At 38.3% G+C, this 13,216-nt stretch carries 16 protein-coding genes; 9 read left to right on the top strand and 7 right to left on the bottom strand.

What is annotated here, in order from left to right; genetic code table 11:
• The first annotated feature begins 187 nt into the window (after nt 1–187).
• Entirely contained in the window at nt 188–1,528 is a 1,341-nt protein-coding gene (locus ACYVD3_RS23335) for an N-acetylmuramoyl-L-alanine amidase family protein (protein ID WP_460644898.1), read from the top strand.
• 237 nt (nt 1,529–1,765) lie between these two features.
• Complete coding sequence (locus ACYVD3_RS23330) at nt 1,766–2,173, top strand: hypothetical protein (RefSeq protein ID WP_460644897.1); 408 nt, start codon at nt 1,766–1,768, stop codon at nt 2,171–2,173.
• A gap of 46 nt (nt 2,174–2,219) precedes the next feature.
• Here ACYVD3_RS23330 and ACYVD3_RS23325 read toward each other — a convergent pair whose 3' ends face one another.
• The 4 genes from ACYVD3_RS23325 to ACYVD3_RS23310 form a co-directional block, all read right to left on the bottom strand.
• The gene (locus ACYVD3_RS23325; RefSeq protein ID WP_166435271.1) at nt 2,220–2,369 is read right to left on the bottom strand and encodes a hypothetical protein; all 150 of its coding nucleotides are present in this window, start codon (nt 2,367–2,369) and stop codon (nt 2,220–2,222) included.
• 1,241 nt (nt 2,370–3,610) lie between these two features.
• Complete coding sequence (locus tag ACYVD3_RS23320) at nt 3,611–4,183, bottom strand: nitroreductase family protein (protein WP_460644896.1); 573 nt, start codon at nt 4,181–4,183, stop codon at nt 3,611–3,613.
• A gap of 33 nt (nt 4,184–4,216) precedes the next feature.
• Nucleotides 4,217–5,065 (bottom strand): pirin family protein, encoded by an 849-nt coding sequence (locus tag ACYVD3_RS23315; protein WP_460644895.1) that lies wholly within the window; start codon nt 5,063–5,065, stop codon nt 4,217–4,219.
• Entirely contained in the window at nt 5,049–5,483 is a 435-nt protein-coding gene (locus tag ACYVD3_RS23310; protein ID WP_460644894.1) for a MarR family winged helix-turn-helix transcriptional regulator, read from the bottom strand. The genes ACYVD3_RS23315 and ACYVD3_RS23310 overlap by 17 nt, the downstream gene beginning before the upstream one ends.
• 289 nt (nt 5,484–5,772) lie before the next feature.
• Here ACYVD3_RS23310 and ACYVD3_RS23305 point away from each other — a divergent pair, with 289 nt between their 5' ends.
• The 3 genes from ACYVD3_RS23305 (at nt 5,773) to ACYVD3_RS23295 (ending at nt 7,100) form a co-directional block, all read left to right on the top strand.
• Nucleotides 5,773–6,261, top strand: a complete 489-nt coding sequence (locus ACYVD3_RS23305; protein ID WP_460644893.1) for a transposase — start codon at nt 5,773–5,775, stop codon at nt 6,259–6,261.
• A 74-nt stretch (nt 6,262–6,335) separates the two neighbouring features.
• The gene (locus tag ACYVD3_RS23300; protein ID WP_460644892.1) at nt 6,336–6,524 is read left to right on the top strand and encodes a hypothetical protein; all 189 of its coding nucleotides are present in this window, start codon (nt 6,336–6,338) and stop codon (nt 6,522–6,524) included.
• A 249-nt stretch (nt 6,525–6,773) separates the two neighbouring features.
• Nucleotides 6,774–7,100, top strand: a complete 327-nt coding sequence (locus ACYVD3_RS23295; RefSeq protein WP_460644955.1) for a transposase — start codon at nt 6,774–6,776, stop codon at nt 7,098–7,100.
• A 47-nt stretch (nt 7,101–7,147) separates the two neighbouring features.
• On the opposite strand, the gene ACYVD3_RS23290 is transcribed toward ACYVD3_RS23295, so the two are convergent.
• Nucleotides 7,148–7,294, bottom strand: a complete 147-nt coding sequence (locus ACYVD3_RS23290) for a hypothetical protein (protein WP_460644891.1) — start codon at nt 7,292–7,294, stop codon at nt 7,148–7,150.
• 2 nt (nt 7,295–7,296) lie between these two features.
• Here ACYVD3_RS23290 and ACYVD3_RS23285 point away from each other — a divergent pair, with 2 nt between their 5' ends.
• The 4 genes from ACYVD3_RS23285 to ACYVD3_RS23270 all read left to right on the top strand — a co-directional run bounded on the left by ACYVD3_RS23285 (nt 7,297) and on the right by ACYVD3_RS23270 (nt 10,323).
• Nucleotides 7,297–7,710 carry a GyrI-like domain-containing protein gene (locus ACYVD3_RS23285; protein ID WP_460644954.1) on the top strand — a complete coding sequence of 138 codons (414 nt, stop codon included), beginning with the start codon at nt 7,297–7,299 and terminating at the stop codon, nt 7,708–7,710.
• A gap of 388 nt (nt 7,711–8,098) precedes the next feature.
• Nucleotides 8,099–8,575 (top strand): GyrI-like domain-containing protein, encoded by a 477-nt coding sequence (locus ACYVD3_RS23280; protein WP_460644890.1) that lies wholly within the window; start codon nt 8,099–8,101, stop codon nt 8,573–8,575.
• A 193-nt stretch (nt 8,576–8,768) separates the two neighbouring features.
• A complete protein-coding gene (locus ACYVD3_RS23275) occupies nt 8,769–9,188 on the top strand; it encodes an SRPBCC family protein (protein WP_460644889.1) in 420 nt (139 codons plus the stop codon).
• A 373-nt stretch (nt 9,189–9,561) separates the two neighbouring features.
• A complete protein-coding gene (locus tag ACYVD3_RS23270; RefSeq protein ID WP_460644888.1) occupies nt 9,562–10,323 on the top strand; it encodes a glycosyltransferase family 2 protein in 762 nt (253 codons plus the stop codon).
• A gap of 10 nt (nt 10,324–10,333) precedes the next feature.
• Here the strand turns inward: ACYVD3_RS23270 and ACYVD3_RS23265 are convergent, their stop codons facing one another.
• Both ACYVD3_RS23265 and ACYVD3_RS23260 read right to left on the bottom strand, forming a co-directional pair.
• The gene (locus ACYVD3_RS23265; protein WP_460644887.1) at nt 10,334–12,421 is read right to left on the bottom strand and encodes a glycosyltransferase; all 2,088 of its coding nucleotides are present in this window, start codon (nt 12,419–12,421) and stop codon (nt 10,334–10,336) included.
• A 643-nt stretch (nt 12,422–13,064) separates the two neighbouring features.
• Nucleotides 13,065–13,214, bottom strand: coding sequence for a hypothetical protein (locus ACYVD3_RS23260; RefSeq protein ID WP_460644886.1), 150 nt, complete (start codon nt 13,212–13,214; stop codon nt 13,065–13,067).
• Between the last annotated feature and the right edge of the window lie 2 nt (nt 13,215–13,216).

Below are 13,216 nucleotides of genomic sequence, written 5' to 3'. Positions count from 1 at the left end.
TCTCTCTGGGTTTTTGGGGGAACCCCTGGCTTTTCTCTTCTTTTTTCTTATTATGTTATCTCCTTCCATATCTGCCAGCAAACCACACTATCAAAGTACCTTCAAGGTACGTTATAATCGCAGAGTAATGCAACTATGGATTTTCGGCCATGATAAAACTTATTGCAAAAAAGGAGAGAACATATTTATGAAAAAGCATTTAAAATTGATGGCTGCATTATCCGCTATCGGTGTATTAACCGTAGCAGCTCCAGAACTGGGCTTAATCAGTACAGCAGCAACCGTCTACGCAAAGGTAGTCGGCTGGGTTGAAGAAAACGGAGGCTGGAAATTTTATGATGATAATGACAGCTACGTAACCGATGCTTGGAAAAAACGCGGCGAAGACTGGTACTACTTAAACGAGGACGGCGAAGTCGCCACTAATGCACAGATCGATGAATATTATGTAGATGAGAGTGGGAAAAGGATTTCTGACAAATGGATTTCCATTGCCAACGAAGAATTTTGGGATTCCGCTGATGCGCCTGAGTCTTTATGGCACTACTATGGAAAAAACGGTAAAGAAGTTATTTCCAAATGGCAGAAAATCAATGATAATCTGTACTACTTCAATGACCAGGGTGAAATGATGACCGGTAAAGTCGAGATTGAAGGAAGTACTTATTATTTGGGAGAAGTAAGTGACGGCGTCATGAAAACAGGCTGGATTCAGCTTGAGAATGATTCTGAAGACCTTGATGAAACCCATTCCTGGTACTATTTTGATAAGACCGGCCGTATGGTAGAGAACCAGGTCGACAAAAAAATTGATGGTAACTATTATACCTTTGTAAACGGAATCATGCAGACCGAATGGTATAAGCTTCCAGACACTGCAACCGCTTCTGAAGCAGCCTCTGATACTCAGACAGCAGCCGGATACCAGTACTATGATCCGGAAAGTGGTGCACGGGTTGAGGGTTGGAAGGAAATCGAAGGAATTGCCGGACTCAGCGAAGAAGGCGAAATCTATACCTTCTATTTCAAGAACGGCGCTCCTTACTGCGCAACAAAGGGTCTTGAATTATTTACCATTGATTCCAAAAAATATGCGTTCAATACTAATGGAGAAATGCAGACCGGACTGAAAGTCGTTAACCTGGAAGACGGCGGAATTGCCAACTTCTACTTCGGAACAGACGGCGCTATGGCTACTGGAAAGCAGACAATTTACGATGAGGATCTGGATGAAAACCAGGTATGGTTCTTCCAGTCAGAAGGTTCCAACAAAGGACAGGGTGTTCACGGTGTCCGTGACAACGTCCTGTATGAATATGGCTTAAGAAAAGAAGCTGACGCCGATTTAAAGGTTGCTCCTATTTCCTTTGAAGGTAAGCAGTACCTTGTAAATGCCAGCGGTTCCCTCCAGAAAGCAACTTCCTCTTCCAAGTCAGCCACAAAGCCAGAACTGGGAGCAGGATATAAAGATTATAAGGATTCCAATGATAAAGTATGGATTGTCGATGTAAACGGCATTATCCAGTAAAACAATAGCAACAAATTACAAAAGAATCATCCGTTCAAAAAGAAAGAGGTCTCCACGTTAGTAGCGTGGGGATCTCTTTTATGCATTTTGCACCAATTATCCGGAGGTTTTTGTATAGCTTATATAAACTTACAATTTTTTTATATATTTTGTACCTTTTTGCGTTATAATTTGAAATATTTTACGTTATATATTATAGAAGTAGGTTGTCTTTAATCTAAAAAAAGGAGGAGACTGATGAGAGAACTGTCCGTGTATTATTGTCCTAAATGCGGTTACTATGGATATTATCAGCTTCAGCGAAACGCAGTTTGCCCCAAATGCAGAGAGGATATGGTAACCTTATCCATCAGCTATCAGGATTTTATGGATCTCTCCTGTGAAGCAAGGGACGAATTGCTTTCCGCCCACATTATTGCAGCATCTTCTCCCTATGTCCGGCGCCTATTGGCGCCACACAAGGTCAATAACAACCGGGAGATTATCGCCCGCATGGGGGATCGCATTACCGAATTAGAAATAGAAAATGAAAAGCTGAATAAAACTATTGAATGGATGCACCAGACAATCTGGGAACTGATGCGCAAAACCAAAGGGCTTGATCCCGGCTGCAAGGAAAGTTCCGAAACCGGGATTGATCCCTGACAGGGATACTCCCGGGAGTGCCCCCGCACTCCCCGGCCATCCCTGGTCAGGCAACACCGTCAGCGCTTATGTAACGACCAATTAATCTGTTAAGCGTCTGATTTAACCTTTTAATTACTTTATGGAGTTTCTCATTCTCTTCCATAAGCCTCTCATTCTCCATCTCTATAATCCTTAGCCTCTCAGCGTCTGTCATATAGAAAACCCTCCTTTTTCTGCTTTTCTTGTAATCACTATAAGCCGTTTCTAACTGTTTGAAAAGCGAAACAAATCGCAATATTCGACATTATTTTGTCATTCGTTAATAATTTGGTCATATTTATTTATAAAAAGAGACTAAAATACTACATCTATTTATCTCAATTGAATAAGGTACAACATGTGCCATTGTATATTGTCGATAAAATTGAGAGGAAAATTAGCACTTTTAGAATTTTTTTAAGGAGTTGGGGGAATAATTTCTATACTTTTTGGGTATCAGGGCGGTTGGGATTCCCGGAAAAGTGGGTTGATTGGGGCTGGGTTAAGTTTTCTTTTGTAACCGTTAGAGGGATTGCTTATGGGAATAATCTGCATGATAAATGGTTAAAGGCTATGCTTATATTGCTATGTTGATAGTGATATGATCGTATCGCTATGATCATATCACTGGCCTTACAGAGTATATTATCTCTTATATTTTTCCCATACTTTTGCTGCTTTGCTGTCAGCAGATATTGATACTTCATATATTCAACGGATCCGTGAGTATCTTTCAATCATATAACTCAAATTATTGAATATGAGAAAGTTTATTAACAGCGTGATGTTTTAACGGCTAATAAACCTAATAATAAGTAAGCGATAAAATATATTTCACCACTTAATTTTATTAAAATTTTAATCAGAATATTTCGTTCAAACCAAGGATTCTTAAGAGTATCAACGAGTTAACTTCACGGTCTCATGGCTTTGGTATGGCTTTTTTCCCATATCTTGTTCATGTGAAAGGAATATTTATATTAATCGTACTCTTCCTTGATTTTTGATATTGATTGCCGTATTTACAGCCGTGTCACAAACAGTGTTGCTTGCTCAAGCATAGGTATATTCAAAAAGGCTTATGCTTATTTAGCCTTACCACACTCTACCTTCATGGCTTTTTGCTTGGATATCTTTATTTCCGGGATATCCTTATTTCCTGGACATCTTTACTTCCTGGATGTCTTTATTTCCTGGATGTCTTTATTTCCTGGATGTCTTTATTTCCTGGATGTCTCAGCCACTTCCTATCTTATTAACAAACAGACTGTCAGATCAGTGAACCAGATATTTAACACTATGGCTATCTGGCTGGCAATACAACGGCAGGGAGAGATTCCTAGTGCACAGGAAAAAGCAAGCGTATGATCATACCGTACGCTTGCTTTTTCCAAATCACAAATTAATTTGATTAATTTATCTTTCGATCCGCACCCGCTTGGAAATGTCTTCCCCCTCTTTAGGATCAGGTTCTTTTCCAATGCCGCCAAAAGGCATTTGGGCGATCAGAAGGTAGCTCTCCGGCAAATCAAACAGTTCACGGACCTTCTGGTCAATCACCGGGTTATAATGCTGTAAGGAGGCTCCGACCCCTAATTCCCGCAGCCCGCTCCAGATACTGATCTGAAGCATTGCACTGGATTGCATAGCCCAGGCCGGAAAGTTATCCGCATACAGCGGAAATTGCTTCTGCAGCCCTTTTACTACCTCCTGGTCGTAGAAATAGAGGATGGTTCCTGCCCCGGCTTTAAAGCTGTCAATTTTTTCTCTTGGAACCTGCCCACCAAAAACATCGTAAATGGAGTCCCATAATAACTCCTGCTTCTCTTCCAAAGCCACCACAATGCGGGAGCTTTTCATATTAAATGAATCCGGCACCAGCTCTGTTAATTTCTCAATCTGCTGGGTGACTTCACTAATCTCAACGGGAAGTTCCTTATTAATGTTATAATAGCTTCTGCGTTTTTCTAAAGATTGAATAATACTCATTTTGATACCTCCTGGTCTAATTTAAAAATATTTTTATTTGTTATCATATGACATTTCTTTTTGCAAGAAAGTTCCCTGGTCCAAATCTGCAAAAGCTTTTTGTAATTCAGCTTTTGTGTTCATTACAATTGGCCCTCCCCAGGCTATGGACTCTCCCAACGGCGTTGAACTTATAAATAGTATCTGGGCATTCTTTTCAACGCTTTTTATCTCCACTCTGTCTCCGGAAGTAAGCTTTGCTGCTGTCTTCTCTCTCACCAGTTCGCCCCCGACAAAAGCCTCCCCTGACAGGGTAAAAATCATAACCGAGCGGTCTGGCTCCGTATCTATGAAAATAGAAGCGTCGGGATCAAGATGGATATCGTAATAGTCCAGAGGAAGATATTTACCCCTGTATCCCATTATGTCTTTGTATTGCCCGGCAAGCAGCCTCAGCTTTCCATTCTCAAGGTCAATCTCTTCAATCTCTTCATTTTTGATGCTGTGGTAGGAAGGGGCGGTCATTTTATCCTTTGCCGGTAAATTCAGCCATAGCTGAACTCCAAGCATACGCTCTGATGCAGGCAGCTTCTCTTCGTGGAGGATGCCGGAACCTGCCGTCATCCACTGGACCTCTCCGTCGGAAATAGAATCTTCATTTCCTAAACTGTCTTTGTGAACCATCTGTCCACGGTACACATAACTGATGGTTTCAATGCCTCTATGAGGGTGCATGGGGAATCCGGCTGTGTAATCATCAGGATTCGTGCTGTCAAAGGAATCCAGCATCAGAATGGGGTCGTATTCCTCCATTGTTTCAGATCCTAATACCCTGACCAGCTTCACTCCTGCACCATCCTGAGTTCTGAAGCCTCTGACCTGTTCTTTAACCTTTCTCTCCATTGATCTCATCTCCAAACTTTTTTAATAAGATAGCCAGTTCTTTCTTTTCCTCATCAGTCCAATGGGACATTAACTCAATGATTCTGGCTTCATTTCTTGGGTAAACCTGGCCAATCAGCTCCTGCCCCTGAGCAGTGATATGCAGAATGCACCGTCTCTTATCCTTACTGTCTGTTTCCCTTATAAGATAACCTCTTTTTTCAAGATTATTTATAATAAGAGGCATGGTCCCGCTAGAACTCAGTATTTTTTCCTGAACCTGGCCGATGGTCATATCGCCTTTGTGATACAAAGCTTCCAATACGGCAAATTGTCCCAGGGTAAGTTGGTACTCTGAAAAAATCTTGGTCGACTGGCGGTCAATATAATTTACGGCCCGATGGAGGCCAATTAGGATTTTTAACTCTGTTTTTGCCATTGCTTCACCTACATTATCTCTATGTAGTTATATATTACTCTATGTAGAGATAAATTGCAAGAGGGTTTTTTATTTTTAATTTCTTTTAGCTATCTTATGCTATTTTATATAAAAGAAAGCATTCCCTTAATGACAGCTATGCTTCTAATACAGTCATTGGGAATGCCTTCCAGCACTACGATTATTATTTTGAGCTACTCTCTGGATCCATTGAACGTAAGCGCATTATCGTTACTAAAGACTGGTTTCATCAAAACCAGTAAAAGTAACATCTATGATCTGCTAAAAAATGCCAGCCGTTGTGGATAAGACCTCTGTTATTAAAGTTTATGTTGATAATTTTGCATTTCGAAAAAGATATACCTATAGATCGGTCATGGTTGATTTAGACACACACAGAATTATTGATATCATAGAATCCCGAAAAACTAAACAGATCGAAGAATGGTTGAAGTCTTATCCGAATCTTAAAGTAATCTCTCGTGATAAAGCACAGACGTATTCATCGGCATCTTTAAATTCACATCCTGATGCAATACAAATCGGCGATAGATTTCATTTATTAAAAAATCTATCTAATGCTGTGGAAAAATATATGTACCAATTATTCCCCTCCGGATTAGTAACACTCGCTGTTTCGCAGAACCATGAAATGCAGGCACTTTATAACATCAGAAATCACATAGAGAGATTCTATTTTACTTACCAAAAGCGCAAAGAGAGATATACTGTAAATGATATCGCCTTACTTTTACATTCTGCACCAACTACGATATAAAGATATCTTGCAATACTAGAAAGCGAGTTTTCGGAGATAAGAGAAAATTCTCGTGAGCGTTAGCATTCCAACAGATGAAAAACAAACAGGCTGCCATTGACGAAGACAGTGAACTGTATTCAAAAAGGCATGCCATTGATGAAATTACCCGGTTAACAGGGCATACCACATCAACTGTTAAAAACCATTTAAAAGAAGACTGTTCAGCGAATAATGGGCCTTACGACCGGAGGATGCCAGACAAGCTTGCTCCTTATGAATAGCTTGTCATCGAGATGCGTTCAAAAAGAATTTCATATAGTAAAATTTATGATCATATCTGTAAAAAGAGATACCTCGGAACAGTCTCATCCCTTAGGATGTTCATGCAAAAAGAACGAACACGTCAAAAGAACCTTGCTCAAAATGAAAGCGAACCTGTTGAATATATCCCACGAAAATGCCTTTGCCAGCTTATATATAGGAAACTGGAAAAGGTAAAAGGTCTAATGATAGAATAATACGAAGCAACAATTAAAAAATATCCAATCTTAGGAGAAATCCATACAGGTCTTAGAGAATTTTATCGTATTGTATTTTCATACCAGAGTAGAGAACTGGATGCATGGATCTCAGCATCTGAAAAATTACAAATAGATGAATTGAATACTTATATCAATGGTTTAAAAAATGATATTACAGCAGTAAAAAATGGTATAAATGTTAAATATAATAATGGTTTGGCTGAAGGAAGTATGAATAAGATTAAGGCAACCAAGCGGATTATGGGCGGACGCAATAGCTTTCTTTTGTTAAAGGCAAAGCTACTTTTGAATGAATATTATTACCAAATCAACTAACTTTGGAAAGAACCTATTAGGCGCTTATCTATCATTTGCGAAATTAATTATACCTCATCATAATAAGATTTTATACTGACATCATGAGCGGTACACCAATCAGACACGTTCTGATTGCTTGCCCTGCATTCCTGAATCCGTTTAATCCAAAGGCTGAGTTTCTGGGAATCAGTTGCAACGGTTAAGCGATCCATAGATAAATCTCCAATCCCTTAAGGTACTTAAGTTCCTTAAGACTTTTAGAATTAGATACATTATCTCACAATTAAAAGTAAAAAAATATACACCGACATATTTGACGCTTACTTTAGGAGTATCAGATGATAATGGGGGTAGTAGTTTTAATTATATGATAGCAACTACTACCGATACAAGCGACAGCGATGGTTTGGCCTTAGTGAAAATATCATCTGCAACTTGGTCTGTTTTTGAATGTGTTGAAGCAATACCTGAATCTATGACGGAAATGAAAGGTATGATTCAAACTGAATGGCTACCAAACTCAGGATATAGACAAGCCGATATTCCTCGTATTGAAGTTTATCCAAGCGGAAACATGGGTTCTAAGGACTATAGAAGTGAAATTTGGATTCCCATTCAAAAAATATAACATTTTAGAGTATAAGCATTATGGCTAGAACGGCTGTATTTAAAGGTATTATACAAAATTTATATTTTAAACATGACATACTGTTGTCATATTACATGTGCTATCATATATAAGTAAAGTTAATAAACTTATTCGAAAGTAAAAAACAAATTGGGTTATATTTACATTAACGCTCAAGAAAAGGAGAAAAGTAATGTATCAATATGAAAATATAAGTCGTATAATCTATGGGTGATAGTTAATAATAATTTTATTCATTCAGTATATACAATAAGCTTATGAATCTATCATACAGAACTTTTTAGTAGATTTATATTGAATTTAGATGGTTTCTGAAAGCTTACGTGTCTATTAAAATGTTAACGAAACTTTAAAGGGAGATGACAGCATGAATTTTAGAATTGAACAAAAAGAGGACTTTATTGTTGTTGGATATAAGGAAAACCTTAACACAGTAAATGGTGGTGAAAATTTCGAACAAATATCAAGGATGTGGTCGGAATTGGATAATGAACGGATGCAAAAGCTAGTATCAAAATCTAATTGGAGTGTTGACGGATTTTTAGGAGTATCAGATGATAATGGGGGTAGTAGTTTTAATTATATGATAGCAACTACTACCGATACAAGCGACAGCGATGGTTTGGCCTTAGTGAAAATACCATCTGCAACTTGGTCTGTTTTTGAATGTGTTGGAGCAATACCTGAATCTATGATGGAAATGAAAGGTATGATTCAAACTGAATGGCTACCAAACTCAGGATATAGACAAGCCGATATTCCTCGTATTGAAGTTTATCCAAACGGAAACATGGGTTCTAAGGACTATAGAAGTGAAATTTGGATTCCCATTCAAAAAATATAACATTTTAGAGTATAAGTATTATGGCTAGAACGGCTGCATTTAAAGGTATTATACAAAATTTATATTTTAAACATGACATACTGTTGTTATATTACATGTGCTATCATATATAAGTAAAGTTAATAAACTTATTCGAAAGTAAAAAACAAATTGGGTTATATCTACATTAAGGCTCAAGAAAAGGAGAAAAGTAATGTATCAATATGAAAATACAAGCAAAGGAAAAGTAGATGTTAGCAAAGTTTGGGATCTTTATTCCAATGTAAATCGCTGGCAGGAATTTGATCTCTATATCGAAAAAGTAGAATTAGAGGGTGCATTTGTAATTGGAAGTAAAGGAACAATTTACATGACAGGAATGCCACCACTGCCTTTTACTTTAGAAGAAATTGTTGAAAATAAAAAGTATATGGTTACATCCCAATTAGGTGATATCACAGTTTTGCTTGGACATGAAATTTTAACGGAGAAAGACAGTGATATTGTTACTATAAAACATACGGTAACAATGACAGGGGCTCCAGATGAAGAATTAAAAGCTATGAGTGAAGGGATTGTTTCTCCTATTCCTGAGATTACGCAGAGAATCATTTCCCTCACTAAAATAAACTAACGTCAAATAGTATAAGCATAATCTGCATCAACAATAGACGCATACAGCTAAAGCCATTTTTGCGCTTCTTTCAGACTTTCTACAGCGCCTCGTAATCAAGCTGCCGTTGTATAAAACCCTGTTTTTTCAGCAGGTTCTTTATTATATGCGATCCTAACAGAAAAGCAGATGAGATGAATGACAGATCATAAAATCATAAATAGTGAAAAAGATGCACTAATCATACAGAATATTCAAAATATTTTACTTCCACTAAAAACAGACCATTAAAATTGTTATTTATTCCTTGAAGATACCTTGATTTTTGATTATAATACATATAATTAGATATCTTAACTACTTAGCATTATAAATACAATTGATTGGAGCCTTTATGACTAGTATTATTATGCCTGCGTACAATGCTGAACGCTACATTGAAGAATCCATTAAATCCATCTTATCTCAAACCTGTTCTGATTGGGAATTAATCATCATTGATGATTTCTCTCACGATCAGACACCTCACATTTGCAAAAGTTATATGGCACATTACAAAAATATCCACTACTTTAGAAATCCTTTTAACAAAGGAGTTGCAGAGTCCCGGAATAGAGGTGTCTCTCTTGCTCAGGGTGAGTGGATTGCTTATCTTGACAGTGATGATTGCTGGCATCCAAAAAAATTAGAACTTCAACTGCACCTTGCGGCAAAAAAACAGGCCTGTTTTATATTTACCGGATCAGCTTTTATAAACGAAAACAGTACTCCTTTGGAATATTGCTTACCGGTTCCCTCGGAAATCTGCTATAAAGAACTACTAAAACAGAATATCATATCTTGCTCCTCTGTTCTTATCCATAAGGAATTGATGCTTCGTTATCCTATGGAAAATGGATCCAAGATGCATGAAGACTTTGCAGTTTGGCTTCAAGTATTGCAGAACGAAAAAATCAACGCCTATGGCATCAATCAGCCCCTGCTGATATATCGTATCAGTTCTGCCTCAAAGTCTGGAAATAAAATAAAAGCAGGGATTATGACCTATCGCGTCTATCGCCATATAGGTATTCCCATAATCCCTGCATGCTATTATTGGATATGCTATTTTTTCCGTAGCTTAAATAAATATAAGCATCTTGTCAAACGGAACTGAGTCTTTATTGTTACGGGCGAATATCCTTCAATACAACCTCCAGCGCCTGGTTCTTTGTGAAATGATGATTAATAAAATCCCTGGAATGGCTCATTAATCTCATCAATTCATCATTATCTCTATACAGAGCAATCACACTATCCGCGAAACTATCATCTGCTTCAGCAACTGCAAAGGCGTCCTCTTCCAGGCTCAATCCTTCCGCACCAATCGGTGTTGTAATTATTGGGCTCTGGTTATAGACGCTTTCCACTACTTTACCTTTAACACCCGCTCCATAGCGAAGCGGAACTACAACCAACCGGCATTCCCGATACAATTCTTTTAAACGTTCATCAGACACAAAGCCAAGCAGATGAATGTGATCATTTGCAATAGACTTAATCTCATCAGTCGGATTCGCTCCTACAATATTCCAAATCATATTTGGATAGACCTCCTGAATTTTCGGAAAAATATCTTTGGCAAACCACAAGACCGCATCAATATTAGGCGGATGTCCAAATCCTCCCACAAACAGAAGATCCTTTCGTCCTTCCAAAACAGGCTTACAGGTTTCATCCAATGGCTCATACGTAAAAATCGGAATATTGCGCAGAGGCTTTTCTGGAAATTCTTTTTTCAAAACCTCATACTCGTAATCTCCAACCACATAAACCACATCCGCTTTCCGCATAAGATCAAACTCCATGGCTTTCCACTTCTTTGAAGACTCAAGATAAGCCTCATCATGGCTCACCTCATACTGACGATATTCTCTCAAATAATGCAAATCATGGCCAAAATAAATTATCTTACCTTTCGCATATTCTTTCAGTAAATCCATGTACTTTACGGCAATATGAGGACGATTCACATAGATGTAATCATAATAGTGCACATTATCTTTCAACCATTCCCTGCAGTATTTAAAATAATAATTCCCATATAATACTTCTATCCCTAACTGCTCCATTTCCTGCGTATATGGCTCTTGCGGAAAATAATTATCTGGCATAAATGTAACCTGTAATCCTAACTGCAAAAAAATTCGGGTATACATAAATACATTTCTGGCACCAGCATCCTTATCATACCATGGTACCCTGTGATCTATAACAAGGATTCTCTTTTTCATTTGGCTACGATCACGCGTTAGGAATGGATCTTGTCCATTCGGTAAATGCTCCCTTTCAAGGACATCTTTCCATTTTTCATAAAACTTCCTCTGATTTTCTATCTGATAAGCTTTTAATCCTGCTGAAATATCTGTACCATTAGAAATTCCTTCAAAATGCACCACTACAGAAAGAGGTTGATACACGGCCCGATAACCAGCTTTCCGTATGGAAAATGCAAAATCGCTGTCTTCACAATAAGCCGGTACAAAACGTTCATCAAACCCCCCCATCTGTTTCCACAGTTCACAGCGTACCATCATAGATGCTCCAGAAATATAATCAACATCTTTTACATATTGATATTCTGACAGAGCCGGATTATTGCCATGTCCATAGTTCCATGCGCTTCCGTCTTTCCATAAGATTCCACCAGCTTCTTGCAACCTCCCATCAGGATACACCAAGCGGGAACCTGTCAGTCCAATATCAGGATTTTCCTCCAGTAATTGGACCAAAGGTTCCAACCAGCCTGGCTGCACCTGTGTATCATTATTTAAAAACAGATAATACTTTCCTCTGGCAAACTTTGCTGAATAGTTACAATTTTTTAAAAAACGCAAGTTTTTATCTGTTCGGACTACGCGAATATTCTTTACCACTTTTTCAATTTGTAGAGTTAAATCTGTGGAGCAATCATCAGCTAGAACAACTTCATATGAAACACTGCCAGAATGTTCCGCAATAGCTCTCAGGCAGCTGTACGTATAGGCAAACTGATTATAAACAGGTATGATGATTGATACAAGTGGTTGATCTGTTTCTGGTAATACAATTGAAGGATATTCCATGATATCGTTCTCATATATATCCCTTTCAACAACCAAATCTATCTTCAAATCGGCCCCCATCAATAACCGTTCATCCAGAACTCTGGACACACCCTTTAATCCGTCATGCCGTAAATAATATAGCGCCCTCATAATTTTTGATGGTTTCATGTAATACAGCGCTTGCTGTGGGTGATGGATCAACTGACTTATCATATTCCAAAAGACACTACCCATAATAATAACCTTTCCAATATTTTGTGGTAATCATAGCTTAGAAAAACTCACGCTTCTTCGAACAAATTGAGATCATGAAGGCCCTCCATGGTATTCAACCGGTCTGTGTCTGCAGCGAGTGTCATCTGGTAAGCAGTGAAATGCTGGCGGATATCCGGTTTCTGCTAAACACACATCTGGATTCTCAGAGTCCAATGGGTCTTGGTCCTTGTAGGCCAGACAGTGCTTTGGAAAAAACTCCAGCCGCAAGCGTATACAGCATTCTTCCAGCGGATCGACGTGCAAAAAGTGTATAAAATCACTATGACTGCTCACAGACTGGTGCTTATATCAGGAAGCAGCTGATTAATATAGGTACGAGCAGGGATATTTTTACGAAAGCAGATGTTGACAGAATCCATCAGTATACAACCGATACAGCCCGAATGATCGACAAGGTTAGTAATTGATTTGTTGAAGGAAACCACAACCAGTTTAAAGTGATAAAGAGGGGCATGTATGGGCGGTGTAGCTTCGAACTGCTTTCTGCAAAAATTGTTTTAAGTAAAGCAATAGACGGATAATTCTAGAAGAACCTTCATATAGAACTACTCGTTCCGTTAGGGAGAGTCAGCGATACGATGGTCGGAGCCACCGCCTTGGTGGTGGCTCCTTGGAAGATGATCAATTTTTGATAATACGTTCGTTCTGCCGCCCAATCAACAAATGGAATAAACAAAACAATCATTG

Source organism: Lacrimispora brassicae (genome assembly GCF_054772055.1).
This window is presented reverse-complemented; position numbering and strand designations above follow the sequence as displayed.

Bases quoted from the DNA above. Each gene is read 5' to 3' on its own strand.
- ACYVD3_RS23270 (WP_460644888.1), top strand. From the start codon at position 9,562: ATGACTAGTATTATTATGCCTGCGTACAATGCTGAACGCTACATTGAA.
- ACYVD3_RS23275 (WP_460644889.1), top strand. From the start codon at position 8,769: ATGTATCAATATGAAAATACAAGCAAAGGAAAAGTAGATGTTAGCAAA.
- ACYVD3_RS23325 (WP_166435271.1), bottom strand. From the start codon at position 2,369: ATGACAGACGCTGAGAGGCTAAGGATTATAGAGATGGAGAATGAGAGG.
- ACYVD3_RS23305 (WP_460644893.1), top strand. From the start codon at position 5,773: ATGCCAGCCGTTGTGGATAAGACCTCTGTTATTAAAGTTTATGTTGAT.
- ACYVD3_RS23315 (WP_460644895.1), bottom strand. From the start codon at position 5,065: ATGGAGAGAAAGGTTAAAGAACAGGTCAGAGGCTTCAGAACTCAGGAT.
- ACYVD3_RS23260 (WP_460644886.1), bottom strand. From the start codon at position 13,214: ATGATTGTTTTGTTTATTCCATTTGTTGATTGGGCGGCAGAACGAACG.
- ACYVD3_RS23330 (WP_460644897.1), top strand. From the start codon at position 1,766: ATGAGAGAACTGTCCGTGTATTATTGTCCTAAATGCGGTTACTATGGA.
- ACYVD3_RS23280 (WP_460644890.1), top strand. From the start codon at position 8,099: ATGAATTTTAGAATTGAACAAAAAGAGGACTTTATTGTTGTTGGATAT.
- ACYVD3_RS23300 (WP_460644892.1), top strand. From the start codon at position 6,336: ATGAAAAACAAACAGGCTGCCATTGACGAAGACAGTGAACTGTATTCA.
- ACYVD3_RS23335 (WP_460644898.1), top strand. From the start codon at position 188: ATGAAAAAGCATTTAAAATTGATGGCTGCATTATCCGCTATCGGTGTA.
- ACYVD3_RS23320 (WP_460644896.1), bottom strand. From the start codon at position 4,183: ATGAGTATTATTCAATCTTTAGAAAAACGCAGAAGCTATTATAACATT.
- ACYVD3_RS23265 (WP_460644887.1), bottom strand. From the start codon at position 12,421: ATGAAACCATCAAAAATTATGAGGGCGCTATATTATTTACGGCATGAC.
- ACYVD3_RS23290 (WP_460644891.1), bottom strand. From the start codon at position 7,294: ATGGATCGCTTAACCGTTGCAACTGATTCCCAGAAACTCAGCCTTTGG.
- ACYVD3_RS23310 (WP_460644894.1), bottom strand. From the start codon at position 5,483: ATGGCAAAAACAGAGTTAAAAATCCTAATTGGCCTCCATCGGGCCGTA.